21 protein-coding genes and 1 pseudogene are annotated in these 26,198 nt (G+C 70.2%); 8 read left to right on the top strand and 14 right to left on the bottom strand.

Annotated features, from left to right (window positions below; all coding sequences use genetic code 11):
- Positions 1–8 precede the first annotated feature (8 nt).
- Positions 9–1,229, bottom strand: a complete 1,221-nt coding sequence (locus ACFYPM_RS25200; RefSeq protein ID WP_387201537.1) for an MFS transporter — start codon at positions 1,227–1,229, stop codon at positions 9–11.
- A 41-nt stretch (positions 1,230–1,270) separates the two neighbouring features.
- Between ACFYPM_RS25200 and ACFYPM_RS25195 the strand changes: the two genes are divergently transcribed.
- The gene (locus tag ACFYPM_RS25195; RefSeq protein WP_387201534.1) at positions 1,271–2,365 is read left to right on the top strand and encodes an ROK family protein; all 1,095 of its coding nucleotides are present in this window, start codon (positions 1,271–1,273) and stop codon (positions 2,363–2,365) included.
- A gap of 49 nt (positions 2,366–2,414) precedes the next feature.
- Here the strand turns inward: ACFYPM_RS25195 and ACFYPM_RS25190 are convergent, their stop codons facing one another.
- Positions 2,415–2,816: a MerR family transcriptional regulator gene (locus ACFYPM_RS25190; protein WP_387201531.1), complete on the bottom strand. Its 402-nt coding sequence runs from the start codon at positions 2,814–2,816 to the stop codon at positions 2,415–2,417.
- Positions 2,817–2,853: 37 nt separating this feature from the next.
- On the opposite strand from ACFYPM_RS25190, the gene ACFYPM_RS25185 reads away from it, so the two are divergent.
- Positions 2,854–3,366, top strand: coding sequence for a hypothetical protein (locus tag ACFYPM_RS25185; protein ID WP_387201528.1), 513 nt, complete (start codon positions 2,854–2,856; stop codon positions 3,364–3,366).
- A 161-nt stretch (positions 3,367–3,527) separates the two neighbouring features.
- Positions 3,528–4,682 carry a DUF1996 domain-containing protein gene (locus ACFYPM_RS25180; protein WP_387201525.1) on the top strand — a complete coding sequence of 385 codons (1,155 nt, stop codon included), beginning with the start codon at positions 3,528–3,530 and terminating at the stop codon, positions 4,680–4,682.
- 170 nt (positions 4,683–4,852) lie between these two features.
- Here ACFYPM_RS25180 and ACFYPM_RS25175 read toward each other — a convergent pair whose 3' ends face one another.
- From ACFYPM_RS25175 to ACFYPM_RS25140, 8 genes and pseudogenes are all read right to left on the bottom strand, one after another.
- Positions 4,853–5,827 (bottom strand): hypothetical protein, encoded by a 975-nt coding sequence (locus ACFYPM_RS25175; RefSeq protein ID WP_387201522.1) that lies wholly within the window; start codon positions 5,825–5,827, stop codon positions 4,853–4,855.
- Positions 5,828–5,949: 122 nt separating this feature from the next.
- Positions 5,950–7,251 (bottom strand): annotated as a pseudogene (locus tag ACFYPM_RS25170) (OmpL47-type beta-barrel domain-containing protein); the annotation flags it as partial.
- Between the two features lie 146 nt (positions 7,252–7,397).
- Positions 7,398–11,198, bottom strand: a complete 3,801-nt coding sequence (locus tag ACFYPM_RS25165) for a ThuA domain-containing protein (RefSeq protein ID WP_387201520.1) — start codon at positions 11,196–11,198, stop codon at positions 7,398–7,400.
- A gap of 170 nt (positions 11,199–11,368) precedes the next feature.
- On the bottom strand, positions 11,369–12,370 hold the full coding sequence (locus tag ACFYPM_RS25160) for a multicopper oxidase domain-containing protein (protein ID WP_387201517.1): 1,002 nt from the start codon (positions 12,368–12,370) through the stop codon (positions 11,369–11,371).
- Positions 12,371–12,736: 366 nt separating this feature from the next.
- Positions 12,737–13,576: an amino acid ABC transporter ATP-binding protein gene (locus ACFYPM_RS25155; RefSeq protein WP_387201515.1), complete on the bottom strand. Its 840-nt coding sequence runs from the start codon at positions 13,574–13,576 to the stop codon at positions 12,737–12,739.
- A gap of 5 nt (positions 13,577–13,581) precedes the next feature.
- A complete protein-coding gene (locus tag ACFYPM_RS25150) occupies positions 13,582–14,376 on the bottom strand; it encodes an amino acid ABC transporter permease (RefSeq protein ID WP_357371747.1) in 795 nt (264 codons plus the stop codon).
- Positions 14,377–14,451: 75 nt separating this feature from the next.
- Positions 14,452–15,270 (bottom strand): basic amino acid ABC transporter substrate-binding protein, encoded by an 819-nt coding sequence (locus ACFYPM_RS25145; protein ID WP_387201512.1) that lies wholly within the window; start codon positions 15,268–15,270, stop codon positions 14,452–14,454.
- A gap of 173 nt (positions 15,271–15,443) precedes the next feature.
- Complete coding sequence (locus tag ACFYPM_RS25140; protein WP_387201509.1) at positions 15,444–16,121, bottom strand: hypothetical protein; 678 nt, start codon at positions 16,119–16,121, stop codon at positions 15,444–15,446.
- 73 nt (positions 16,122–16,194) lie between these two features.
- On the opposite strand from ACFYPM_RS25140, the gene ACFYPM_RS25135 reads away from it, so the two are divergent.
- Both ACFYPM_RS25135 and ACFYPM_RS25130 read left to right on the top strand, forming a co-directional pair.
- Positions 16,195–16,737 carry an LPXTG cell wall anchor domain-containing protein gene (locus ACFYPM_RS25135; RefSeq protein WP_387201506.1) on the top strand — a complete coding sequence of 181 codons (543 nt, stop codon included), beginning with the start codon at positions 16,195–16,197 and terminating at the stop codon, positions 16,735–16,737.
- On the top strand, positions 16,734–17,222 hold the full coding sequence (locus ACFYPM_RS25130) for a hypothetical protein (RefSeq protein ID WP_387201503.1): 489 nt from the start codon (positions 16,734–16,736) through the stop codon (positions 17,220–17,222). The genes ACFYPM_RS25135 and ACFYPM_RS25130 overlap by 4 nt, the downstream gene beginning before the upstream one ends.
- 79 nt (positions 17,223–17,301) lie before the next feature.
- On the opposite strand, the gene katG is transcribed toward ACFYPM_RS25130, so the two are convergent.
- Together katG and ACFYPM_RS25120 are read right to left on the bottom strand one after the other, a co-directional pair.
- Positions 17,302–19,578: a catalase/peroxidase HPI gene (katG, locus tag ACFYPM_RS25125; RefSeq protein WP_387201500.1), complete on the bottom strand. Its 2,277-nt coding sequence runs from the start codon at positions 19,576–19,578 to the stop codon at positions 17,302–17,304.
- Positions 19,575–20,030 carry a Fur family transcriptional regulator gene (locus tag ACFYPM_RS25120; protein ID WP_387201497.1) on the bottom strand — a complete coding sequence of 152 codons (456 nt, stop codon included), beginning with the start codon at positions 20,028–20,030 and terminating at the stop codon, positions 19,575–19,577. The genes katG and ACFYPM_RS25120 overlap by 4 nt, the downstream gene beginning before the upstream one ends.
- A gap of 197 nt (positions 20,031–20,227) precedes the next feature.
- Here ACFYPM_RS25120 and ACFYPM_RS25115 point away from each other — a divergent pair, with 197 nt between their 5' ends.
- The 3 genes from ACFYPM_RS25115 to ACFYPM_RS25105 all read left to right on the top strand — a co-directional run bounded on the left by ACFYPM_RS25115 (position 20,228) and on the right by ACFYPM_RS25105 (position 23,226).
- Entirely contained in the window at positions 20,228–20,635 is a 408-nt protein-coding gene (locus tag ACFYPM_RS25115) for a YciI family protein (protein ID WP_387201494.1), read from the top strand.
- Positions 20,632–21,774 carry an RNA polymerase sigma factor gene (locus ACFYPM_RS25110; RefSeq protein ID WP_387201491.1) on the top strand — a complete coding sequence of 381 codons (1,143 nt, stop codon included), beginning with the start codon at positions 20,632–20,634 and terminating at the stop codon, positions 21,772–21,774. Before ACFYPM_RS25115 ends, ACFYPM_RS25110 begins: the two co-directional genes overlap by 4 nt.
- 471 nt (positions 21,775–22,245) lie before the next feature.
- Entirely contained in the window at positions 22,246–23,226 is a 981-nt protein-coding gene (locus tag ACFYPM_RS25105; protein WP_387201488.1) for a glycoside hydrolase family 11 protein, read from the top strand.
- 112 nt (positions 23,227–23,338) lie between these two features.
- Here ACFYPM_RS25105 and ACFYPM_RS25100 read toward each other — a convergent pair whose 3' ends face one another.
- Together ACFYPM_RS25100 and ACFYPM_RS25095 are read right to left on the bottom strand one after the other, a co-directional pair.
- Positions 23,339–24,835, bottom strand: a complete 1,497-nt coding sequence (locus ACFYPM_RS25100) for a protein kinase (protein ID WP_387201485.1) — start codon at positions 24,833–24,835, stop codon at positions 23,339–23,341.
- Positions 24,836–24,935: 100 nt separating this feature from the next.
- Positions 24,936–25,829: an SGNH/GDSL hydrolase family protein gene (locus ACFYPM_RS25095; RefSeq protein WP_387201482.1), complete on the bottom strand. Its 894-nt coding sequence runs from the start codon at positions 25,827–25,829 to the stop codon at positions 24,936–24,938.
- Positions 25,830–26,198: the final 369 nt, after the last annotated feature.

Raw genomic sequence — 26,198 nt, 5'->3', positions numbered from 1 at the left:
CGGCCACCTCAGACGGTGGCCGGGACCCGCTCGCGGGTCCGCCGGCCGACGGCGAAGCTGACCAGCCCCAGGACCAACCCGAGGACCGCGAGGACCGCGCCCACCCGGGCGGGCGCGAGATACCCGAGCCCCGCGGCGATGGCGACGCTGCCCAGGGCGGCGCCCAGGCTGTTCGCGATGTTCATGGCCGACTGGTTGACCGCCGCACCCATCAGCTGCGCGCCCGGGGCGACGGTGATCAGGCGCGCCTGCAGGACCGGGCCGAGATAGAGGCTCGTCGCACCGACCAGGAACGCGCCCACGAACAGACCGACCGGATTTGACGCGACGAGACTGAACGCGGCGATGCTCACGATCATCGCGACGAACCCGATGACCATGCTGCGCCGCAGGTCACGGTCCGCGAACCACCCACCGAGGGCATTGCCGACGGTCATGCCGAGACCCACCGCGACAAGCGCCCACGGCACCGTCGCGGCGGAGAGCCCGGCGACGTCGGTGGTGACCGGTGCGATGTAGCTGTCCACCGCGAAGAACCCGGCGAACCCGACCGCGCCCGTGGCGGCGACCAGCCAGACCTGCGAGGTGCGCAGCGACCGCAACTCGGCGGCCGGCGAGCCGTCGGCCGCCGCGGCGACCTCCGGGACGACCGCCAGCACCGCCAGCAGGGTGAGCACGAAGACACCGGCGATGACCAGGTACGCGACGCGCCAGCTGGTCGCCTGCCCGAGCCGCGTGATGAGGGGTACGCCGACCACGTTGCTCACGGTCAGGCCGCTGAGCACGGTGGCGAAGCCCCGGGCCTCGTTACCGGGGCCCATCAGCGACGCCGCGAGCAGGCCGGCCGCGCCGAAGTACGCGCCGTGCGGAAGCGCCGCCGCGAACCGCGCCACCAGCACCAGGTCGAAGGTGGGGGCGAGCGCGGAACCGACAGTGCCCACGGCGAAGAGGACGAGCAGCCCGAGCACGAGCTTCTTGCGGGGCAGGCGTGCGCTCAGCGCGGCGATCAGGGGCGCGCCCACGACCACGCCGAGCGCGTACGCGGTGATCATCCAACCCGCTCGGGCAACCGCCCCGGACGATGACTGGGCGTACTCCCGCGAGAGCAGACCGCGCGCGATGTCGGGCAGCAGGCCCATCGCCACGAACTCGGTCAGGCCGATCGCGACGCCACCCAGTGCCAGGGCGACAAGCGCCGCCACCCGTCGACCTCTGCTCAACTCGATCACTGAGAAAATTTAGCAACAGCGTTGCGTAATAGAGTGTCGAGATGACTCGCATCACTGCGGACGTCAGGTTCCTGCGCGGCTACAACCAGGCACTGGTGCTGGGTGTGGGTCGTAGCGCTCGACGCTTCGAGCGCTCGACAGTGGTCCAGGCCACCGGCCTGACCCCCCAGGCGGTCTCCAAGGTCATCGCCCGCCTCGGCGCCGACGGCCTGATCCGTCCCACCGGTGCCCGCCGGCCGGGCGTCGGCAAGCCCGCCATCGTCTACGAACTCGTCCCCGACAGCCGGTACGCGATCGGCGCCCACGTCGCCCGGCGCACGCTGCGGCTGGTCCTGGTCGACCTTGCCGGCACCGTGCGCCACTCGGCGGTCAGCCCGCTGCCCGGCGACTTCACACCGCGGCACCTGCTCGACGCCCTGCGCTCCGGCATCGACACGATGATCGGCAGCACCGACGTCGGGAGCCGACTCACCGGCGTGGGCATCGGCATGATCGGCCCACTGGACCACGCCCACGGCCTGGTCCGCGGCGCCCACGGTTTGCGGCACTGGCACGACGTACCGCTGCGCGAGATCGCCGAGAAGCACCTGGACCTACCCGTCCACCTCGACAAGGACGTCACCGCGGGGATCACGGCCGAAGCCTGGCGACACGGCGCGACGTTCGGCGACGCGGCGCTCATCATGATCGAGTCTGGGATCGGCGGGGGCTTCTGGCTGGGCGGCGCGGCCCACCGGGGCGCGCACACCAACGCGGGAGAGTTCGGCCACACGGTCGTCGACCTAGACGGTCCTCGCTGCGTCTGCGGCCGGCACGGCTGCCTGGAGATCGTGCACCGCCACGCCACCGAGGCCGGCGACCTGGCACGTGCCGCCCGCGTCGTGGCGGTGGGCGTCGTCAACCTGCTTCAGACCCTCGACCTCGCGCACGTGGTGCTGGCGGGCGCGGATCTCCTCCGGCACGCGGAGACCTATCTCGCGGCCGTCACCGAGGCCGTCCAGGCGGACGCGCGACGTGTGGACTGGCTCCGGACCCGGGTGAGCCTGTCCAGGCTCGGCGCGGACGCCATCGCCGCGGGCGCCGCCATGCAGGTCCTCGATGAGCACTACGGCATCCCCGAGCTGGCCCAGACCTGAGCGTGCGACGGCACCCGCGTCGCGGCGGGGAACGGCTGCCGCCGGTTACTCAGTGGTGGTGACCCGTCGCGGACACGAGGGTGTCGACCTCCGTCCGGGTGCAGCCACTCGCCGGGTCCTCGCTGAGAGTGATGACCGCTTCGAGCCGGTCCCTGGCCTGCCGGAGCCGGGCGACCTGCTGATCGATGCGGTCGCGTTCGGCGCGCAGCATGGCCCGGGACTCCGGGGTGTTGACGTTCGCGTCGACGCAGGGCAGCAGATCCAGGATGGTACGGCTGGCCAGGCCGGCGGCGTACAGCGTCTGGATCAGGTGGACCCGGTCGACCGCGTGGTGCAGGTAGTGGCGTTGGCCGCCGCCGCTGCGTGCGGCCGTCAGGAGGCCCTGCTCCTCGTAGTAGCGCAGGGCTCGCACGGACACCCCGGTCTGCGCGGCCAGCTCACCGATGCGCACGGCCCCTCCCCCGGTCGGTGACACCAGCCACACAACCTTGTCTCTCGCGTCAGCGTCAGGTTTTAGCGTAGCTCGCGTACGGCTCGTCGTTGAACCTGCCAGGAGGCAACCAATCATCCAGATCACCGGTTCGATCGCGCTCGGCGCCAATGGTGGCGGCGGGATCCTCAACGTCCTGTCGGCGCTGTCCTGGTTCTCCTTTGACGGGGCCAACACCAACGCCAACGGCTACGCCGCGGCGAAGGCAGCCGAATGGAGCCTGACCAACGGAATTCGGCTGGAACTGGCGAAGCAGGCAACCCTCGTGACCGGCCTGCACCTGGGCATGGCGGACACCGACCTGACGGCCAGCTACGACGGGACGTCGTACGCGTCGCCCTGGACGGCATCGAGGCCGATCGGATCGAAGTCCTCGCCGACGAGTGGAGCGCGTACGTCAAGGCGTCCCTGGCCAACGACCCGAGCGCCTTCCACGACGCCGCCGGGCAGCCCTAGCCCGCAGCGGAGCAGCCTGCCGAGTGACAGCGGAGTCGCCGATTACAGTTTTTGAAGAAGAATCCGGGAAATGAGATCGATCCGACAGCCCGGCCGTTGCGCAAATCCGCTCGGGCAATCGCGGAACGATATTTAAGGGAGAATTAATCGTCGCGGTGGGAAGTGGTTCGGGGGTGCGCTCGTATTCTTCGTGCTCGGAAGAAAGGTGCACCCCCGTTGATTAATCTGCGACCCACCGTTGGACAGCGCCGTTCCGTCACCGCCGTGTTGCTGCTGAGCGTGGCGCTGGCCGGCGGATGCAAGGAGGCTCCGGGCACCCCCGGTGCGTCCGGTCCATCGAGCGACACCGGCATCGGCTCGTCCGGCCCGGAGGCACCGACGTCCGACGTCCCCGGCGACGCCTCCGCCACGGCGAGCGCGCCGGGCGCACCGAGCGCACCGAGCGCTTCGGCTACCCCGTCCACTTCGGCACAGCCGGTGACCCCGTCGACAAGCGCCACCCCGCCGACGGTGGCCGGTGGCTGGATCACCATCGACCCCGCCGCGCAGGCCGCCGCGACGAGCGCGTTCTTCGCGCGCAAACCCAAGCCGGTGACCGGCAACCCGGTCAAGGTGCCCGAGTTCAACGTCGGCTGCACGACCAGCCACCACAACAGCGACGACCCGATCGTGCTGCCGAAACTGGTCAACGGCTCGCACAACCACACCTTCTGGGGCAACAGGTCGACCGACGCCAACTCGACCGCCGAGTCGCTGCGGGCGTCGAAGGCGACCACCTGCAACTCGCCGGACGACCAGTCCGCCTACTGGGTGCCCACCATGTACCAGAACGGCAAGGTCGTGGACCCGACGGAGGTGACCGTCTACTACGGATCGCGTCTGAAGGACCCGAGCAGGACCCAGCCCTTCCCGTTCGGCCTGCGCATGATCACCGGTAATGCCAAGAATCAGGTCGACACCCCGGACAGGCAGGGCAATCACTTCTGGTGCGCCGGCATCGGCGGTGAGATCGGCCGCAGCGCCGACAAGACCTTCCCGGTCTGCGCCAAGACCGCGAACATCGTCCGGCAGATCACCTTCCCGGACTGCTGGGACGGCAAGCACCTGGACAGCCCCGACCACAAGGCGCACATGGCCAACGGTGACCACACCGGGGCCTGCCCGACGAGCCACCCGGTGCCGGTCCCCTCGGTGTCGTTCGTGATCTCGTACCCGTTGAGCGCGAACACGGACGGCATCACCCTCGCGTCCGGCACGTCGTTCTCCATGCACGCGGACTTCTTCAACGCCTGGAAGGACGAGGCGCTCGCCGCACGGGTGCGCAACTGCCTCGACCAGGGCGTGAAGTGCAACTCGGCAGGTAACTTCTAGCCGACGAGGCACTGATCGACTCGGCTTCCAGGAAGCCGCGGTGTCAGACCGCCCCAGACACCCCGATGTCCAGGGAACCGAGTGGATCATGCCGAAACAGCGTTGCCAGGCTGCGGCCGGTCACCTCCGGGGTTCGGGGGTGACCGGCCGTTGTCGCATCGATCAGCTAGCTAGAGCCTCGCGGCGCCAGCCTCGGTGGCCTCCCGCACCGCCGAGGTACGGCGAAGCTCAGCCCGCTCGTCACCGGCCTCCTCGCGATCCGGAACGGCCACCCGGGCCGCCCGGTTGCTGCTCGCCGCCTGGTCACCGGTCACGCCGCCGCGGATCCGGTTGTTCGCGGCCACCTGGGCCACCGGGTCGTTGCCCGTCACCGTCAACTGACCGTTGATGATGTTGTCGTCGACGGTGACACCGCCGGTGGTGCTGGTGACGCTGACGTCCGTGCCCCAGTAGCCGCCGGAGGCGCAACTGTCGAGGGTGCCGTTCGGGCCGAGCTGTACACCACCCAGGTTGCCGGCGAAGGTGGCCCGACCGCGCACCGCGCTGCCGCACACCACACTGCCGGTGGCGCTGTTCAGCACCGAGAGGGTGCCGTCGACGAACGAGTCGTGCACGTCGGTGTAGTAGGTGCCGGTGCTGCTGACGTTGCGCTGCACCTGCGTGCCCCGGTCGAGCCGGACCTCACCCGCGCCGGCGGTGACCGTCCCGACGATCGTCGACTCCTCCACGAACAGGAAGCTGTCCACGGTCGCGGTGCCCTTCGGCCGCACCGTCACGTTGCCGCTGCTGGCATCGGAGAGGAAGACGCCGTACCCGCCGGCGGCCAGGACCACCTGACCGTCGATCGTCGTCGCGGTGGCGTCGAGGTAGCCGTCCGCGGCGACGCGTACCTCACCGCTGACCCGGCCGCCGGCAACCACCAGGTTGGCGCCGGCCGCGACGGTGACGTTGCCGGTGATCGTGGTGCCGGTCAGGGCGCAGGACTCGCCGGCCGGCACGAGCAGGTCGTTGGGCACGGTCACGGCACCGCCGGTGCCGATGCAGTGGGTGACCAGGTCGGCGTGTGCGGTGGGCGCCACCGCAAGCACCGAGGCGGCGATGACGGCGCTCACGGTGGCCAGCTTGGCGATGGTACGTCCGGGCATCGTGGTACTCCCTGTCGATGAGGTTCGAGGACTCATGCGCCGACGTCCGATCGGGCCGCGGCCCGGACGATGGCGCCCTGCTGTCGCCGGTTGAGCGTGCCGCCGGTCACGAGCGCGGTGGTGACCGCTTCGACGTGCCGGACGAAGTCGGCGTGACCGGGGTAGTCGGCGTGTTCGTCGATCAGATCGTTGATGGTGCAGCCGTCGCCGGTGTCGACGTTCGCCACTCCGGTGTCGTCACCGTCGATGATCACGGTGGCCCGGGTGTCCGAGGCGGGACAGCCGTCGCTGCCGTCGGCCACCACCGTGAACGTGGTGGACTGCTCGGCGGCGGCGTTCCCCGCGGTGTCGGTCGCCCGGTACCGCAGGGTGTGCGCTCCGACGGTCCGGACGACGACCGGGCTGGCGTACGCGGCCCAGCCACCGCCGTCGAGGGCGTACTCGATCGACGCCACCCCCGAGCCGTCATCGGTGGCGGTGACGGTGACTGTCGCACCGCCGACGTACGCGCCGTCGTCGTTCCGGTCCCCGGCCACCGTGGCGGCGACCGTGGGTCCGGTGGTGTCCTCGGCCTGCGGCTCCACGACGGTGAAGTGGGCCATCTGCTCGGCCGACGTGTTCCCCGCGACGTCGGTCGCCCGGTAGTGCAGCATGTGCATGCCCACCGTGGTCACGACGAACGGGGCCGTGTACGCGGTGAAGGCGCCCCCGTCCAGCGCGTACTCGATGGTGGCGACGCCGGACCCGGCATCGGTGGCGGTCAGCGTGATGGTGGCCGTACCGAGGTAGTTGCCGTCGCCGTCCTGCTCGCCGCCCGGCGTGGCCGTGACCACCGGCGCGGTGGTGTCCTCCTCGGTCGGCTCGACGATCCGGAACGACACCGAGCCGACCGCGCTGGCGTTGCCGGCCTGGTCGGTGGCCCGGAACTGCACCGAGTGGTCGCCGACCGCGGTCACCCGCACCGGCTGCGTGTACGGCTGGAAGCTGGTGTCGTCGATCTGGTACTCGATGGTGTCCACACCGGAGTCGGCGTCGGTGGCCGTGACGGTCACCGTGGCCGCGCCGAGGTAGTTGCCGTCACCGTCACGGTCGCCCGAGACGACGGCGTCGACGGTCGGCGCCGTGGTGTCGCCGCCACCTCCGCCGTCGGTGACCACCAGTTCGCCGACCATCTGACTGTGGCCCGGGATCGAGCAGAAGTAGCGGTACCGGCCCGGGGTCAGATTCACCGTCGCCTGGTGGCGGCCGTCGTTGGCGTCGAACGGGCTGGCCAGGATGTTGAGCGTGACGTCGTGGTTGTAGCCCTCGCTGCTGGTGTCGAAGGTGAGCGTGTGCGGCATCCCGGTGGTGTTGCCGGTGGCCGCGCTGTTCTCCCAGATGATGGTTGTCGCGCCGGCGACCGCCTGGACGGGCGCGGACTTGTAGCGGGTGATGTCGTCGTCGGCGGTCCAGGTCAACACCTGGTCCGCGGCGACGCGCGGGGCGGCGCTGGCGGGCGTCGCGGCCAACGGGATCACCGTGAGCAGCAGCGCCGACAGCGCGGCCGTGAGTCGTCGGGTCATCGTTTCTCCTAGAGTTCCCGCGCGCGGATGTTGCGGAACTCGGCCAGGTCGTTGTCACCGTGGTTCTGCAGACCGATGAAGCCACGCAGGAACTGCCGCAGATCGGTCGGCGGATCGCCGGCACGGGAGGACTGCTTGCCCGGCGTGTTGTCGAACTCGTTGATCACCACGCCGTTGCGGATCATCGTGTAGTGCTGGCCGACCACGCGGATCTCGTAGTCGTTCCACACGTTCTTCGGAGTGACGCCGGCCTGAGCGAGCGGCACCGGGTCGAAGTTGTAGACCGAACCGGTCTTCTGCGGCTCACCGGTCTCCCCGTCGTAGATCTGGATCTCGTGTCCGCAGTAGATCGCCATCCAGGCCGGCGAGGTCCGGGCCGACCCGACCGTGCCGCAGCTTCCCTCCGGCCGCTGGTCGAGCGGGGTTCGCAGGTCCGGGAAGCGGATGAAGACGCCGGTGTTGGCCCGGCCGGTGCCCGGCGCGATGTCCCGGAACTGCAGCCTCAGCGAGAAGTCGCCCAGCTCCTTGGTGTGCCAGAGCATGCCCAGCCCGCCGCTGGAGCGCAGCGACCCGTCCGGCTGGATGCTGAACGATCCCGTCGGCGCCTGCTGCCAGCCGCGCAGCGACTCGGCGGTACCGTCGAAGAGCGGCTCGTACCCGGTGTGTCCGGTGCGCCCGATCTCGGACGCGGCGGCCAGCCGGGTCAACGTGCCACTCTCGCGGGCGTTGAGCAGACCGTCGTCCTGCAGCGCGCGGGTCACCGTGGTCACGTGGCGGACGAAACTGTTGTGGTCGGCCCAGGTGCTCTCGTCGTCGATCAGGTCGTTGACCGTGCAACCCTGCCCGACCGTGCGGCTTTCCACCCCGGTGTCCGTGTCGCCGAGCCACACGTTCTGCCGGTCGTCCGGCACCGCGCAGCCCACCGTGACCGTGGTCTGCACCGTCGCCGTCTCCCCGTCGGCGTACGTGACGGTGAGCTTCGCGGTGTAGGTGCCGACCTTGGCGTACGTGTGCCGGGGGTTCACCTCGGTGGACGTGGCGCCGTCGCCGAACTCCCACCGGTGGCTGACGCCGCCGGAGCGCGCGCCGTCGAAGGCGATGGTCAGGGGCTTGTTCTGCACGGCCACCGAGGTCGCCGCGGGTGCCGGGGTGGGCGCGCCGCCGGTGTAGGTGATCCGGATCAGCTTCTGGTTGGGGTGCAGGCTGAAGAAACCGCCTCCGTAGTCCAGCAGGTAGAGCGCGCCGTCCGGGCCGAACTTGGCGTCCATCCAGCTCTGCAGCCGGGTGTCGCCGTTACCGCTCGGGATGATGGCGCGCAGCGTCTCGGCGTAGACCGGTGGCGTGGCCGTCGGCACGCCGGCCTCATCGACGGTCACCGCGACCCGGTTGGCGGCGTTCGACTGGTCGCCGATGAACCACTTCTCGTCCCAGTACGCCGGCCACGCCACCGTGCTGTTCGGGTCGACCCGGTCGCGGTGGTAGGTCGGGCCGGACATGATGGCCTGCCCGCCGCCGCGCAGGTACGGCTGCGTGTAGGTGGCGTCGGCAGCGACGTAGGTGGGCAGGCCGCTGCCGTCGGTGCGCTTCGGGAAGACCGGGCCGCCGCCGTCCGGCGAATACCAGATCATGTTGTCCCGGGCCGCCGGGATGTCCACCAGGCCGGTGTTACGCGGGGAATCGTTCTTCAGGTTGTCGCAGTCGTACCAGCCGGTCAGCACACTCGCGTCGGTGCTGCTGCGGTCCCGGTACGGCTGCCGGTTGCCCATGCAGTAGGGCCAGCCCTGGTTGCCGGCCGAGGTGATGATGGTGGCGGTCTCGTACTTGGCCGGGCCGAGTGTGGGGCTGGGCGACGAGGCGTCCGGGCCGACCCAGCCGGCGGTCAGCCACTGGTGCTCCGGGTCGATCTGCAGGCGGGCGATGTTGCGCACGCCCATCACGTAGATCTCCGGGCGGGTCTTCTCGGTGCCCGGCGGGAAGAGGTTGCCCTCCGGGATGGTGTACGTGCCGTCGGCCTCCGGGTGGATCCGGATGATCTTGCCAGCGAGGTCGTTGGTGTTGCCCGAGGTACGGCGGGCGTCCTGGAAGGAGATGCTCTGGTACTCCTGGGTCCAGTTGTTGCCGGAGTAGCCCTGGGATCCCTCGGAGGAGTTGTTGTCGCCGGAGCCGACGTAGAGGTTGCCCTTCGCGTCGAACGCCATCCCGCCGCCGGCGTGGCAGCAGCTGTGGATCTGCACGGGGAACTGCAACAGATCCTTGCGGGTCGCCTGGTCGATGGTCTGCGCCTGCCGGTCGTAGGTGAACCGGGAGACGGTCCGCTGCCCGACCCGCTTGACCCGGTCGATCGACTCGTGCGGCATCCAGTAGACGTAGAGCCAGCCGTTCTCGGCGAACGCGGGGTCGGGCACGATGCCGAGCAGGCCCTCCTCGTTCTTCACCAGCTCGGAGCCGCTGCCCCGGTTGCCCATCACCTCCAGGGTGGTGAGCAGTTTGGCCTGCTTGGTCCGCGGGTCCCAGGAGTGGATGGTGCCGCAGCCCAGGCCGACCTTCGGGTCGTTCCAGTCCGCGATCGGGCCGCTCGGGCACGCCGCCTTGCCGACGTAGAAGGCCGTCCCGTCCGGCGCGATGGTGAGCCCGTGCGGCTCGCCGATCTGGTCCAGTTGCCCGGTCTGGTTGGCCGCGGTGAGTCGCTCCACCTTGTAGTTCGCGGCGATGGTGGCCTGGCAGTCGCCGCGTACGCGGCCGGTGGTCCAGTTGAGCGCCCCGGCGAGGTGGGCGCGGAACGCCTCCTCACCGTAGCTGCCCTCGGTGTGGCCCATGCCGGTGTAGAACGACCGGCCACCGTCGTAGTCCCGGCACCAGGACACCGGGTGGAAGGCGCCGTTGGCGGCCGGCCCCGGGTTGTAGTGCCGCTCCTCGACCTGGGCGAGCGTGTGCACCGTGCCGATCGGGTTCGGGTCCCAGTTCTCCCAGCGGTCGGAGCGGGTGACGGTCAACGGCAGTGACGCCGTGGCCGGGTGTTTCCGGTCCAGGATGTCGACCACCGCGCGGTTCACCGCGGGCGGCTCGGGCGTGGTGGTGCTGCCGGTGAACAGGCGCAGATCGGCGAGCTGAATCAGCGGCTCACCGCTGTTCGCGGTGATGTTCAACCGGTAGCGGCTGAACTCCTGCGGCGTGGCGATGTCGAACCGGCGGGTCTGTAACCGGTCCCCGAAGGTCTGCCCGGTGCGTCGGTCCAGATCGGACCAGCTCTGCCCGTCGGTGGAACCCTGCAGGGTCCAGTCCTTCGGGTCCCGCCCGACGAAGTCGTTGGCCGACGTCAACGCGTACCCGGTGATCCGCTTGGGCGCGGCCAGCTGGTACGCCACCCAGGCCGTCGGGGTGCGGACCAGCCACTTGGTGTTGGCGTCGCCGTCGGTCAGCTTCTCCTTGGTCTCGGTCGGCGGGTTCTCGCCGCTGGCGGTCACCGCGGCCACCGGCTCGGCGACTCCGATGGCGCCCGCCGGACGGGTGCCGATCAGGCCGGTGAACCAGGCCGAGTCGACCTGGGCGCGGGCGGCGTCGGCGATGCCGACGAACCCGCCGCCGGCCCTCAGGTAGCTCTGTAGCGCCGACTCCTGGTCGCGGTTGAGCGCGGCGCCCGTCGCGGAGAGAAAGACCACGCTGCGGTACGCCGACAGCCCGGCCGTGGTGAAGACACCGGGGTCCGTGGTGGCCGTGACATCGATGTCATTGCCGGCACCAAGCTGTTTGATGGTGTCCACCGCGCGCGCCACCGGGTCCTGCTGCGCGGCCGCCAAGCCGTGAAACACGAGGACCGCTGTCCGCTGTGCCGCCTGCGGGGCGGCTGCCGGTCGTGGCGCGGCCGCCGCTCCCGGTGCGGCTGCCGCCGTCGATGCCGGGATCAGAGCCGTGAAGGCCGCTAACGCGGCAAGGACTCGTCGTGGTTGTCTGGTCATCCCCGTCCCCACTTTCGGTTGGGTCAGCTTCCGTGCGTGTGGGTGTGGCCCTGGAACCGGTGGATCGCCTCCTCGGCGCCCGGCGGCATGCTGCCGTCGGCGTTGCGCACCAGGAAGATCCCGGCCATGCCACCGTCCGAGTGGTTCTGCACGTGGCAGTGGTACATCCACGCCCCCGGGCCGACGCCCTCCCCCGCCAGCACCTGGAAGCCGAATGAGCTGCCCGGATTGAGGTCCTTGTTGTCGATGACGAGGCTCGGGTCGCTCGGCCCCTCCAGCATTCCGGTGCGGTTGTCCGCCCAGCGGTGGGCATGCAGGTGGAAGGTGTGGAACAGGTTGCCGTGCCCGATGGCGATCCACTCCACCCGCTGGCCCAGGTTCGCCTCGAACATGGGCGTCTCCGGTGCCATCCGGTTGTTGATCGTCATGTCGTGGAACACGACGGTGAACTGCTTCTCCGGCAGGATGTCGCCCCGTCGGCGGACGATGAGCGCGCCGTACAGCCCCTTGGCCACGCCCGCGGTGCCGTGGTCGGTGCCCATGGCGTGGTCGTGGTAGTGCCAGTAGCCGGCGCTGCCCGGCATGAACCGGCGGCCCGCCGCGGCGAACATCTCCCGCGAGCGCCAGACGTACGTCCGCGTCTCGCCCGGGTTGTTGAACGAGGCGTTCAACGGGCTGCCGTCCGACTCGGTGCTGTAGTCCACCCCGTGCGGGTGGATGGAGAGCCGCTGGTTCGTGGTGTTGACCAGGGTGATCTCCAGGGTGTCACCCTCGTACATCTCCAGGAGTGGACCTGGCACGGTGGCCTGGCCGGGCGCCAGGCCGTAGCCGAACAGGCCGCCGGGCAACTGCTCGGCGTAGATGGTGACCTTCTTCGTGACGCCGGCGGCGGCCCGTGCGGGGCTGGGGCCGAACGCGGTGCCGACGGGCGCGGACGCGCCCAGCGCTCCGGCGGCGAGGGCTCCGGTGGCGATGAGGGATCTGCGGGACAGATGACGTTGGGAGCCAACGGCATGGTCGTCCATGGGTCTCCGTTCCCGACCGGGCGAAGACGCGACGAGGGCAGGGTGCAACGACCGCCGAGCACGGGGCGGCAGCACGACTGAGGTGAGGCTCGTCGCGGACTTTGCTCGGAAGACTCAGAGCTTTCGGTGGATGTCTGCAACTTATGTAGTCCATCGACGAAAGTCCAGGTCTGATTGCAAAAAGATTACCTTGACATTACGACGTCCTTCGATTGACATGATCCTGACACGCAGTTCGTCGGCCGGCCCGACCAGGTCTTCCTGGCCAGCTCACCCGGGACGCCGCCCACCCGGCGGGCACCCAAACCGACGCCGGGCCGCCTCAGCGATGAGGCGGCCCGGCGGACAGACGTACGGGAGGGATCGTCAGAGCTGACGGCGGTCGTCGGCCGGCAGGCCCGATGCCTGCGGCGGCTCCGGCGCCTGGTCGGGCTGACCGAGCTGCGCGACACGGGTCGGGTCGAGGACCCGGGCGAGGAACGCGCGGGTCCGTTCGTGCTTCGGGTTGCCGAGCACCTCCTGCGGCGACCCCTGCTCTACCACGACGCCCCCGTCCATGAACACGACCCGGTCGGCGACGTCGCGGGCGAACGCCATCTCGTGCGTCACCACCATCATCGTCATGCCGTCCTCGGCCAGCTTGCGCATGACGGTGAGCACGTCGCCGACCAGCTCCGGGTCGAGCGCGGAGGTCGGCTCGTCGAAGAGCATCAGCTTCGGTTCCATCGACAGCGACCGGGCGATCGCGGCCCGCTGCTGCTGACCGCCGGAGAGCTGTGCCGGGAACGCGTCGGCCTTGTCGGTCAACCCGACGCGCTCCAGGTTGGCCCGCGCGACGCGCTCGGCCTCGGCGCGACCGCGCCGCAGCACGCGCCGTTGGGCGATGGTGAGGTTGTTCAGCACGGTCAGGTGCGGAAACAGGTTGAACGACTGGAAGACCATGCCGATGCCCCGGCGTACCGCGTCGATTTCGACGTCCGGGTCGGTCATCTCGACCCCGTTGACCCAGATCTTGCCGGCCGTGGGCTCTTCGAGGAGGTCGACGCAGCGCAGCAGCGTCGACTTGCCGGACCCGGACGGCCCGATCACGCAGACCACCTCGCCCTGGCCCACCTCGAAGTCGATGCCCTTGAGTACCTTCAGCGGCCCGAAGGACTTGTGCAGGTCGCGGATCTCGACGGCCGGGCGGGGTGCAGTGCTCGTCATGCGGGTCACCGGGCCTTGGCGTAGCGGAGTTCGAGGCGGCGTACCACCTGGGACAGCGGCAGGGTGATGATCAGGTAGGCGAGACCGGCCACCAGCAGTGGGGTCGCGTTCACCCGGTCGTTGAGCATGTCCCGACCGAACTTCGTGATCTCGATGGTCTGCGCCGTCACGCCCAACACGTAGGCCAGCGACGAGTCCTTGGTGAGGAGGATGAGTTCGTTGGTCAGCGGCGGGATCACGATCCGGAACGCCTGCGGGATGACGATCGTGCGCATGGCGGTGAAGTGCGACATGCCGAGGGTACGGGCCGCCTCCATCTGCCCCTTGGGGACCGCCTGGATGCCGGCCCGGATGGTCTCCGCCATGTACGCCGCGGCGGTCAGGCCGAGACCGATCGCGATCGAGCCGAACACCCCGCCCGGGATCTCCCGCTCGGGAAAGGCGATCGGGATGCCGTACCCGACGAGGAAGAGCACCAGCAGCGCGGGCAGACCCCGGAAAAGCTCGATGTACGCCGTCGCCACCCAGCGGTACGGCGCGACCCGGGACAGCCGCATCAGCGCGAGGACGGTGCCGAAGACGAGGCCGAAGGCGAACGCGCCAAGCGTGTAGAGGATGGTGTTGCGCAGCGCGACGGTGATGATCGTCGGGAACATCGACTTGATGATGTCGACGCGGAAGAACGCGTCGGCCAACCTGTCCCAGTCCGCGGCGAAGAGCACCGCGGCGATGACGGCGATGAAGACCAGGTACTGGAGCCCGAGGGACAACCGCTCCCGCTGGCGGCGTCGCAGCTTCACGTTCGCTCGTTGCCTTCCCGGAGGTTTACCGACGCGCAGGGCACGCGGATCGCTTGCCCTGCTGGGGAGCTTCGATCAGGCGCTCGGCCGCTTGCCGATCCACTTCTCGTAGATCGTGCCGTAGGTGCCGTCCTGCTTGGCCTTGGCCAGTGCCTCGTTGATCTTCTTGAGCAGCTCCGGGTTGCCGTCCTTCTTCACCGAGAAGCCGTACTGCTCACCGGTGTCGAACTCGGCGGCCACCTGGAACCCGCCCGGGTTCTTCTTGAGGTACTCGCTCCAGACCGGCAGGTCGTTGATGGCCGCCTCGACCTGGCCGTTGGCGACGGCCTGCTGCTCGGCGGCGAGGTCCTCGAACTCGACGAGCTTGAGACCCTTCTCCGCCTCGAACTTCTTGGCGTAGTCCCGACCGGTGGTGGCCGCCTGGACGCCGAGCTTCTTGCCCCTGAGGTCGTCGAGCGTCTTGTAGGTCTTGCCGGTCTTCACCAGCATCGCCTGGGTGGCGTCGAAGTACGGGTCGGAGAAGTTCATCACCTTCTGCCGCTCCGCGGTGATCGTCATGCCGGCGGCCGCCGCGTCGCACTTGCCGGTGTTCAGGTCCTGACCGGACTTGATCCCCTCGAACGGGGTGTCGATGATCGTCTGCTGCACGCCCAGGTCCTTGGCCACCAGGTCCATGATCTCGACGTCGAAGCCGGTCACCGTGCCGCTGGCGTCCTTGGACTGGAACGGCGGGTACGGCAGGTGGGTGCAGACGGTCAGCTTGCCCGCCTCGACCAGCTTGACCCCGCTCGCCTGGACCTCACTGTCGTCCTTCTTGGCGCATCCCGCGGTCACGGCGAGGGCGGCGACCGCCACGACGAGTCCGGCCTGCCGAACAGCGCTCTGGAACCTCACGGCTGTGTTCCTCCGGTTCGGCTCGCCGGTCACCGGAAGCCAGGTTGGTGCTGAGACTTGAGACAGGCGACGGTACCTGATTCGGCGAGTCAGGCCCAGATCGCGCCGGTTCGTTCGGCCGGTGGGCCGGCGCCAGCCGACTGGAAACCCGACACTTGAGCAGCAACGAACCCTCAACCGCCGGTGCCCTCGGCCTCTCCGTCCGGGGTGAAGGCCGACCCTTCGGGGTCTGTGGTGAGAAACACGTGTTGATGCCCGTGGCCGGCGTCGATGCTGACCTGGTCGAGCTGGGTCGCGGCGACCGACCAGATCGTCACGGCCTCGCCCGCCTGGCGCCCGGTGAGGTCCAACAGGGCGGGACGCTGTGCCGCCGGCGCGCTGGCGGCCAGCGCGTAGGAGTCGACGGCCAGGGCCGCCTGCTGGACCGCTCCGCGCAACCCACCTCGCGCCACGTTCGTGGCGGTGGACCCCGACGGCGGGTCGGCGAACGGCTTGGCGGCTTCCCGCATGCTCTCCTGCCACCGCTTGGCCTGCTCCGGATCCGGTGCGCGGCCGGCTGACGTGTCCGTCTTGAGGGCGGTCAGGATGGGAGCTACCTGGGCGCTGACCTTGCGGGCCGTCTCCGTCAGCTCCACGATCTGCTGAGCGTCCCGCTTGGCGTCGGCCTCCTTGATGGAGGCGATGGACGCCTCGGTGGCGTCCGGACGGCCCACCTGGTAGCCGATCAGTCCACCCACCAGGGCGGTGACCAGTGCGATCGCCCCGGTGACCGCCACGACCCGGGTGGTGCGGCGACGACGCACGTCGGGGTCGTCGGACAGGTAGGAGGGCCGGCCGGTGCGGCGCGCCATCGCATCTCCTCACATCGATGAGTCAGGGGCCAAAGGGTAGCTGTCGCGCCGGACGCCCGTCGAGTGCCGAGCCATGGCCCGCACGGAGGCACCCACCGCTGCACCGACGAATCTGGCACCGAACGAGCCGGTGCCCTGGCAGGTGGGGGTTTCGGCACCGGCCGAGCAGCCCGGCACGGTGACCATCTCGCTGTCGGCGCGAGGCCCCCTCGCGGTCGATCCGGACGGACTTCAGGTCATGGCCGCCGTCTGCGCCAGGCGCTGGGTGCGGGGTGCCTGCCCTGACGGCCGGGCAGAGCAGGTTCTCGCCGACGGTCCCGCAACCAGGCTGGCAGCGCGCCCGGTCACCGTCGCCTCGATGCCCGCCGACCAGCAGCGTTGGGTACTCGTCAGCGCGAACCTGCTCGCCAACTCCACCGCCTCGGAGTCAGCGGACGTGGTCGTCACGGCGACCGGGTTCGGCGACCGGGCATCGGCGAACGGCGAGGTCGGCCCGCTCCCCCGTACCGGAGCCAACCTGCGGACACCGGTGCTCGCCGGTGCCGGCGCGCTGCTCTGCGGCCTGCTGCTCATCCTCACCACGCGACGGCACCGGACCAGGGTGACGCAGACGTGAGGCGGCTGCGGATCCCGCCTCGGTCAGTTCGGGAGCAGAGCGGCCACGGTCGGCGGCGGTGGATCGCGAGTGCCCTCGCCCTGGTGCTCGCCGGCACAGTCGTCGCGCTCCCACCGCCACCGTCGACGCTGGCCTTCTGGACCGACAGCGAGTACGGCAACGGTTCGCTCCAGGCCGGCACGGTCAACCCACCGACCAACCTGCAATGCAGCGCGGGTCTGCTCACCCCACCGACCTTCACCTGGGCCCTGCCGGTCGGCGGTCTGACCCGCAGTGGCTTCACCTGGTCCCTGACCGGCGGCTTCTCCGGCGGCGGAACGCTCGGTCCCACCGCCACCGCGATCACCATCCCGGGCGCGTTGCTGGACCTCGGCAGCGCCACCTTCCGCCTGTCCGCGAATGGCCCCGGCGGCTGGACGTCGACGGAGGTCACCGGCTCGGTCGGCATGCTGACGGCGGTGCTCTACTTCTGCAGCGTGCCGTAGCCGCAGCGCACGGCTGTGGCGCGAACGCCGACGAGCCCCGGCCGATGGCGATCGGCCGGGGCTCGTCGATGTCCGACTGTCAGGCGATGTCGAACCGGTCCAGCTCCATGACCTTGGTCCAGGCGGTCACGAAGTCGGCCACGAACCTGTCGCGCGCGTCCTGGCTGGCGTAGACCTCCGCGAGGGCCCGCAACTGCGAGTTGGAGCCGAAGATGAGGTCGACCGCGCTGGCGGTCCACTTCACCTCGTCGGTGGCCAGGTCGCGGATCTCGTACACGTGCTCGTCGGACTTCGACGCGCTCCACCGGGTGCCCGGCGAGAGCAGGTTGGCGAAGAAGTCGCCTGTGAGCACACCCGGCCGGTCGGTGAGGACACCGAGCTGGCTGCCACCGGTGTTGGCACCGAGCGACCGCAGACCGCCGACGAGGACCGTCATCTCCGGCGCGGTCAGGTTGAGCATGTAGGCACGGTCGATGAGGAGCACCTCCGGCTGGGTCTTCTCGCCCGACCGCAGGTAGTTGCGGAAGCCGTCGGCCCGGGGCTCGAGGACCCGGAACGACTCGGTGTCGGTCTGCTCCTGGGTGGCGTCGGTGCGGCCCGGCCGGAACGGCACGGTCACCTCGACACCGGCGTCCCGGGCCGCCTTCTCGACGGCTGCCGAACCGGCCAGCACGATCAGGTCGGCGAGCGAGATCTTCGCGCCGCCGGCGGCGTTGAAGTCCCGCTGGATGCCCTCCAGGGTGGTCAGGACGGTCGCGAGCTGCTCCGGCTGGTTGACCTCCCAGCTGCGCTGCGGCTCGAGACGGATCCGCGCGCCGTTGGCGCCGCCGCGCTTGTCGGTGTGGCGGAAGCTCGCGGCGGACGCCCAGGCGGTGGAGACCAGCTGAGCGGTGGTCAGACCGGAGTCCAGGACCTTCGCCTTGAGCGCGGAAACGTCGGCGTCACCCACGAGCTCGTGGTCGACGGCCGGCACCGGGTCCTGCCAGAGCTGCGGCTCGGCCACCCACGGCCCGAGGAAACGCTCGATCGGACCCATGTCGCGGTGCAACAGCTTGTACCACGCCTTGGCGAAGGCCAGCGCGAACTGGTCCGGGTTCTCCAGGAAGTGACGCGAGATCTTCTCGTACGCCGGGTCGACGCGCAGCGACAGGTCGGTCGTGAGCATCGTCGGCCGGTGCTTCCTCGCCGGGTCGAACGGATCCGGGATGATCGCCTCGGCGTCCTTGGCGACCCACTGCTTCGCGCCACCCGGGCTGGTGGTGAGCTCCCACTCGTAGCCGAACAGGATCTCGAAGAAGCGGTTGCTCCACTGCGTGGGCACGTCGGTCCACGTCACCTCGAGACCGCTGGTGATCGTGTCGGCGCCCTTGCCGCTGCCGTGGGTGCTCAGCCAGCCCAGGCCCTGCGACTCCAGCGGGGCGCCCTCGGGCTCCGGGCCGACGTGGTTGTCCGCGACGGCGGCACCGTGGGTCTTGCCGAAGGTGTGACCACCGGCGATGAGAGCGACGGTCTCCTCGTCGTTCATGGCCATCCGGCCGAAGGTCTCGCGGATGAAGTGTGCTGCCGCAAGCGGGTCGGCGTTACCGCGCGGGCCCTCCGGGTTGACGTAGATCAGACCCATCTCGGTCGAGCCGACGCCGGCCGTCATCTCCTTCTCGGAGGCGTAGCGCTCGTCGCCCAGCCAGGTGTCCTCCGGACCCCAGAAGATCTCCTCGGGCTCCCAGACGTCCTCACGACCGAAGCCGAAGCCGAAGGTCTTGAAGCCCATCGACTCCAGGGCCACGTTGCCGGCGAGTACGAGCAGGTCGGCCCAGGAGATCTGCTGGCCGTACTTCTGCTTGACCGGCCACAGCAGGCGCCGGGCCTTGTCCAGGTTGGCGTTGTCCGGCCAACTGTTCAGCGGCGCGAAACGCTGCCCACCGTCGCCGGCTCCACCGCGGCCGTCCTCGATGCGGTACGTGCCGGCGGCGTGCCAGCTCATCCGGATCATCAGGCCGCCGTAGTGGCCGAAGTCAGCCGGCCACCACTCCTGCGAGGTGGTGAGGACCTCGGTGATGTCGCGCTTGAGGGCCTCGACGTCGAGCTTGGCGAACTCCCTGGCGTAGCTGAAGTTCTCCCCCAGCGGGTTGCCCTTGGACGAGTGGGCGTGCAACACCGAGAGGTCGAGCTGGTTGGGCCACCAATCCCGGTTGGTGCGCGGACGACCGCCGGTCTTCGGAGTCGGCGAGTCGATCGCCGGGTTCTCGCTCTCGCTGCCGTGCGCGGTCACCGAGTCGTGCGCGACCGGGCAACCCGCGGCTGCCTTCTGGTCCACGCCCTGCGCACTGGTGGGGCCGTTGTCCTGGGTGTCGCTCATGTACTTCCTTCCGAGCTTGCGGATCTCTGTGGCGTGCGTTCGGTCGCGCAGTCGGGACAGATGCCCCAGTAGACGACCTCCGCCTCGTCGATCACGAAACCGTGGTCGACCGAGGCGGTGAGACAGGGGGCGTGACCGACGGCGCACTCGACGTCGGCGATCGCGCCGCAGGAGCGGCACACGACATGGTGGTGGTTGTCCGCGACCCGGGACTCGTAGCGGGCGGTCGCGCCGGCGGGCTGGATGCGCCGTACCAGACCAGCGTCGGTGAGCACGCGCAGCACGTCGTACACCGCTTGGTGGGAGACCGTGGGCTGATCCGCCCGCACCAGCGCGATCACCGCGTCCGTGCCGATGTGCGGGTGATCGCGCAACGCCGCGAGCACCGCCAGTCGGGGCCGGGTGACGCGCAGCGAGGCGGCCCGCAGTTGCGCCTCGAAGTCGACCATCACCCGGCGAACACTAGCTCACTATTCTGGAACCAATCAAGTTTCGGCCGGTTTCCGCGCCGCCGTGTCGATCGGTTCCACCCGCGCCGCGGAGCCAGGGTAAAAATAATCCGGACGGCAATGTCGAGAACCGGCGACCAGCTCCGTCCCTGGGGTGAAGCCGGCCACGAAGGGCCTACACCCGCACCAAGGAGAAGACGATGGCGAAGTACCTGCTGCTCAAGCACTACCGCGGCGCCCCGGCGGCGGTCAACGACGCACCCATGGACCAGTGGACGCCGCAGGAGATCTCGGCGCACATCGCGTACATGAACGACTTCGCGGCACGGCTCGAGCAGACCGGCGAGTTCGTCGACGGCCAGGCCCTCGCCCCCGAGGGCGCCTGGGTTCGCTACGACGGCGAGGGTCGCCCGCCGGTCACCGACGGCCCCTTCGCCGAGACCAAGGACCTCATCGCTGGCTGGATGACGATCGACGTCGACAGCTACGAACGCGCCGTCGAGCTTGCCGGGGAGCTGTCCGCCGCCCCCGGCAAGGACGGCAGGCCGATCCACGAGTGGCTCGAGCTGCGCCCGTTCCTGACCGAGCCGCCCACCATCACGGAGTGAACGAGGCACTGATCCGGAGCCTCACGCCGAGCGTGCTCGGGGTCCTCGTCCGCCGCGGAGCCGACTTCGCGGCGGCCGAGGACGCCGTCCAGGACGCGCTGGTGGAAGCGGTCCGCGTCTGGGCGGTCGACCCGCCCCGGGACCCGAAGGGCTGGTTGGTCACCGTGGCCTGGCGCCGGTTCCTCGACGCGACCCGGGCGGACGCGGCCCGCCGTCGGCGTGAGGACCTCGTCGACGAGGAGCCCCCACCCGGCCCCACCCCGGCGGTGGACGACACGCTCCAGCTCTACTTCCTGTGCGCCCACCCGTCGCTGACCCCGGCGGCCGCGGTCGCGCTCACGCTGCGCGCCGTGGGCGGGCTGACCACCCGCCAGATCGCCCAGGCCTACCTCGTGCCGGAGGCGACCATGGCGCAGCGCATCAGCCGGGCCAAACGCACCGTCTCCGGGGCGCGCTTCGACCAGCCCGGCGACGTCGCCACCGTGCTGCGCGTCCTCTACCTGGTCTTCAACGAGGGCTACTCCGGCGACGTCGACCTCGCCGCCGAGGCGATCCGGCTCACCCGGCAGCTCGCCGCCGCCATCGATCACCCCGAGGTGGCGGGGCTGCTCGCCCTCATGCTGCTGCACCACGCCCGACGCGCCGCCCGCAAGGGGCCCGACGGCAACCTGGTGCCGCTGGCCGAGCAGGACCGCGGTCGGTGGAACACCGCGTCGATCGCCGAGGGCGTCGAGATCCTTCAGGCGGCCCTCGCCCGCGACCGACTGGGCGAGTTCCAGGCCCAGGCCGCCGTCGCCGCCCTGCACGCCGACGCGCCCACCGCCGAGGAGACCGACTGGGTGCAGATCGTCGAGTGGTACGACGAACTCGCGCGGCTGACCGACAGCCCGATCGTCCGGCTCAATCGCGCGGTGGCCGTCGGTGAGGCCGACGGGCCGCGCGCCGGTCTCGCGGCGCTCGCGGCGCTGGACGACGCACTGCCCCGCTTCACGGCGGTCGCGGCGTACCTGCACGAACGCGACGGCAGTGTGGCGACGGCCGCGCGGTTGTACGCCGAGGCGGCCCGGAAGGCGTCCAACCTGCCCGAGCGCGACCACCTGACCCGCCAGGCCGCCCGGCTCAACGCCCGCCGGGGCTGACCGGGTGCCCGGACGGCTCGGCACCCGTCGACCGCCGGACCGATTGGGGTCCGGAAAGTCTCCGGAAGTTTCCGCACACGGCTTCCGGCAGCCTCTTCGGTCAGGGCCACTTAGCCTTGGAAACCAGGGCTTCTGATCAATTACTGACCTGGTTAGACATCGGTCCGCAGCAGACCTTCGGTGACCGCGAGGTTGCGGCTGTGTTTCCGAAAATTGTTGACAAGTCGACGGCCTGGTTAATACGGTCGCCATCGACGGGCCTCAATCGCCGTCAGCACAGTCACCGCGACCCACTCCTCCGGTCGTCGCGCAGGACGACCGGCCCCACCACGCGGTACGACGTAGAGGGCCGTCCCAGGCCACCGACACACCCCGCGGGCCGTACCGCACTGCTGGCCCCCGCCAGCCGTCACCAGGAGGCACAGTTACATGACCGACACCAGCCACACCACACCGAGAAGGCGCGGCCGCATGCGGCTGCTTCTCGGCGCCGCGTGCTCCGTCGTCCTGGCCGTCACCGGCACGATGACGGCCACCAACGCGTACGCCGAGGCCGACCGGACCCTCACCTCGAGCCTCACCGGCACCCACAACGGGTACTACTTCTCGTTCTGGAAGGACAGCGGCAACGCCAGCATGACGCTGCGCGCCGACGGCCGATACTCCAGCAATTGGGACCGGAGTACCAACAACTGGGTCGGCGGCAAAGGTTGGGCCACCGGCAACCGACGGACGGTCAGCTACTCGGGCACCTACAACCCGGGCAACAACAACACCTACCTCGCCCTGTACGGATGGACGCGCAACCCGCTCATCGAGTACTACGTGGTGGAGAACTTCGGCACCTACAACCCGAGCAGCGGTGCCACCCGGATGGGCACGGTCACCACTGACGGCGGCACGTACGACATCCTGCGCAGCCAGCGGGTCAACGCCCCATCGATCGACGGCAACCAGACGTTCTACCAGTTCTGGAGCGTCCGCCAGCAGAAGCGCTCGAGTGGCACCATCACCACCGCCAACCACTTCGACGCCTGGGCCCGCGCCGGCCTGAACCTCGGCACCAACCACAGCTACCAGGTCATGGCCACCGAGGGCTACCAGAGCAGCGGCAGTTCCGACATCACCGTCCGGGAGGGCGGGGGCAGCAACCCGACCTCGGGACCCACCACCGGCAACCCGGGGACCGGCAACTGCAACGCGACGATCTCCGCCGGTCAGCAGTGGGGTGACCGGTTCAACCTCAACGTCGCGGTCAGCGGCACCAACAACTGGGTCGTCAGCCTCGGCCTGGGCGGCGGCCAGAGCATCCAGAACAGCTGGAACGCCTCGGTCAGCGGCACCAGCGGCACCGTCACCGCGACACCGAACGGCAACGGCAACAACTTCGGGATAACGGTCATGGCCAACGGCAACTGGAACTGGCCGACGGTCACCTGCCGTACCAGTTGAGCCTGATCAGCGTCTGACAGCACACCACTGGCGTGGCGGCTCCGGCCGCCACGCCAGTCCGCGTCCGGGTACCCAGGTGGGGCCGGGCGGCGGGATCGATGGCCGTCGCCGGTCAGCGCTGCGGCGCCGTGGTGCCGCCGGCTGCCGACTCCCCCACCGTCGGTCCCTCGGACGGGTCCTCCCCGGCTTCCCCGGACGGGTCCTCCGTCGGCCCCTCCGCCGGCCCGCCGGTCGACTCCTCTGTTGGCTTGCCCGTCGACTCCCTCGTCGGTGCCGCCGTCGGTCCGTCCGTCGACTCCTTCGTCGGTGCCGCCGTCGGTCCGTCCGTCGGATCTGCGTCGGCGCTCTGGGACGCGGCGGGGCCGGAGGCATCCACGCCGCTGCCGGCTGACGGTGCGGACTGCCCTGCCGCCCCCTCGCTAGCGGGACGGGTGGCCGTCGGGGTCGGGGATCCGGAGGCGCGAACCGGCACGCCGACGGAACTGTGCGTGGCAGGTTGGCCACCGCCGCCACCGGGGCCGGGGTCCCCCTGCGGCGCCACCGCGGGTGGCACCGCGGGAGGCGTCGAGGGTCGCCCGGTCGGTCCGGACATCATCCCGGTGGGATCGGCGAGCACCAGTACGGCAGCCCCGGCGGCCAACGCGCCGAGCAGCACCGCGAGCGCCCGAGGTCCAGTGCCCGTCGCCCGACTCGCCGCGGCACCGGGCCGCCGCGCGGCCGGGTGCGCCACACCCGCCTGGATCGGCGTCACCTCGGTGGCGGCCCGGAGCACCTCCTCGGAGGCGCCCGCGAAGGGCTGCGCCGCGATGGCCAGGTCCGCCGCCGACGGGAATCGGCGGGAGGGCTCCTTGGCCATCGCGGTCGCCACCAACCGGCGGACCGCCGCCGGGATGCCGTCGGGCAGCGGCGCGGGTTCCTCCTCCAGGTGCCGCAGTGCCACCGCGACGGCGTTCTCACCCTGGTGCGGGGGTCGACCGGCGAGGCAGTGGTAGGCGACCGCCCCCAGCGCGTAGATGTCGATCGCCGGCGTCGTCTCGTTCTTCGAGACCTGCTCCGGTGCCATGTACAGGGCGGTGCCGACGACCTGGTTCGTGCCGGTCAGGCTCGCCGCCTCCGAGGTCACGGCAACCCCGAAATCAACGAGTACGACGTGCCCGTCCGGCTCGATGATCAGGTTGTTGGGTTTGACGTCGCGATGGACGACCCCGGCGTCATGGGCGGCTTGGAGGGCACGGGCGGTCTGCGCGACGATCGACATCGTCTCGGCCACATCCAGCCGGCCGACCTCGGCGATCCGCTCCGACAGAGGTTGCCCCTGCACACACTCCATCACGATGTAGGCGAGGACCGGCTCTCCGGACCGGGACACCTCGCCGTAGTCGTAGACCTGGGCGACACCGGGGTGACGCAGGGCCGCCATCGCGCGCGCCTCGCGGCGGAACCGCTCGCCGAAGCCGGCGTCGCTGACCAACCGGGCCTGCAGCATCTTGACCGCCACACAGCGGTCCAGGGTTTCGTCGACGGCCCGCCAGACGTCCCCCATACCGCCGCTGGCGATGCTCTCGACCAGGCGGTAACGGTCTCCGACGAGTTGCCCCATATCCGGCATGAGACCTCCGGTACCCCGGATCCGCCGATCCCAAGCACTCGATCGCCGACGCCGGCCCCGTCGCGGCGCGACGGGGCCGGGTCGCCCGGTTTCGAGCCGCTCAGCTGTTGAGCCGGCTGAGCAGCGCGGTTGCCATGCCCTGTTCACCCCGGGCGTTCGGGTGGAAGGGGGCGGCCGAGTTCTGTGGCACCAGCCCCTCGATCCACCGGGTGCCGCTGCTCTTGCACGCGTCGCGCCCGACGGACGGGGCGTAGACGTCGGCGTAGGTGGCGCCGTTGGCGGTCGCCGCGCTCGCCAGCGTCGCGTTCAGCGACTTCTCGACACCGCGCAGGTACGGCACGTCCTGGTAGGCGATCGGGACGACCGGCCAGCAGCCGTAACCGCTGTCCGGCAGAATCGCCGGGTACCCGAGGACCACGACCCGCGCGTTCGGCGCGGCCTGCCGGACCGCCTGCAACACGGTCGTCACCTTCGGCGTGGCGGCGGCGATCCGTGCCTGCAACTGGTCGACGCCGCCGGCGGTGTAGCGGTTCTTGCAGGGTGACCCGAGAGGGCTGCTGAGGCTCGCCTGCGCGCATTCGCCGATGATGCCGGAGAAGCCGATGTCGTTGCCGCCGATCTGCACCGTCACCAGGGCCGTGGTGGAGGTGACCGCGCTGAGCTGCGGTGGCAGCGTGCCGCCCAACGCGCCGCTGCCCCCGTAGAGGATGTCGTCGGTGGTGGCGCCGGAGCAGCTCACGTCGGCGAACGACGACGAGCCCGCGGCGGCGGCCACCAGAGACGGGTAGTTGCGGTTGGAGCGCAGACAGTTCAGGTCGACCTGGGTGGGGATGAGCGGACCTGAGGTGTACGAGTCGCCGAGCGCGACATACCGGCCGGCGGGGACGGCGGCGCTGGCGGGTGTGGCGACGGTGAGCAGCACGCCGGCGGCGGCCAGGGTGAGTGCGGCCAGCCGGGTGGCTACCCGCAGGCGGGGCAGGCGGGGACGGGTCATGACGCCTCCCAGAGGGATCACGGGGGTGGTGGTGCCGAGATCCTGTCGCAGCCGACGACGAACGTCAATATCGACGAACTTCGTTGATCGAGGGCTCCGCTGGCGCGGTCGGGTCCGCAGGCTGACCGCCCGCACGCCAGGCCGTGGCGAATCGCGCACCGGGCGGGCGAACTCGAGGGGCACCGATCAGTGCTTGCCCACGAAGATCCCGATTCCGGGATGGTCGGGCCGGACCGGCGCTTGACCGGACCGGCGATGATCGTCTCGACCAGCCGGTCAGACGAGGGTGAACAGCGGAGGCGGGCGACGTGAACCCGGCACCCCGCCTTGATCAACTGCGGGGCGCCGGCTCGGGGCGCCAAAAACTTT

The organism is Micromonospora sp. NPDC005203 (genome assembly GCF_042872705.1).
Lineage (GTDB): Bacteria > Actinomycetota > Actinomycetes > Mycobacteriales > Micromonosporaceae > Micromonospora.
Note: the sequence above shows the minus strand (reverse complement) of the source record. Positions and strands in the feature narration are given on the sequence as shown.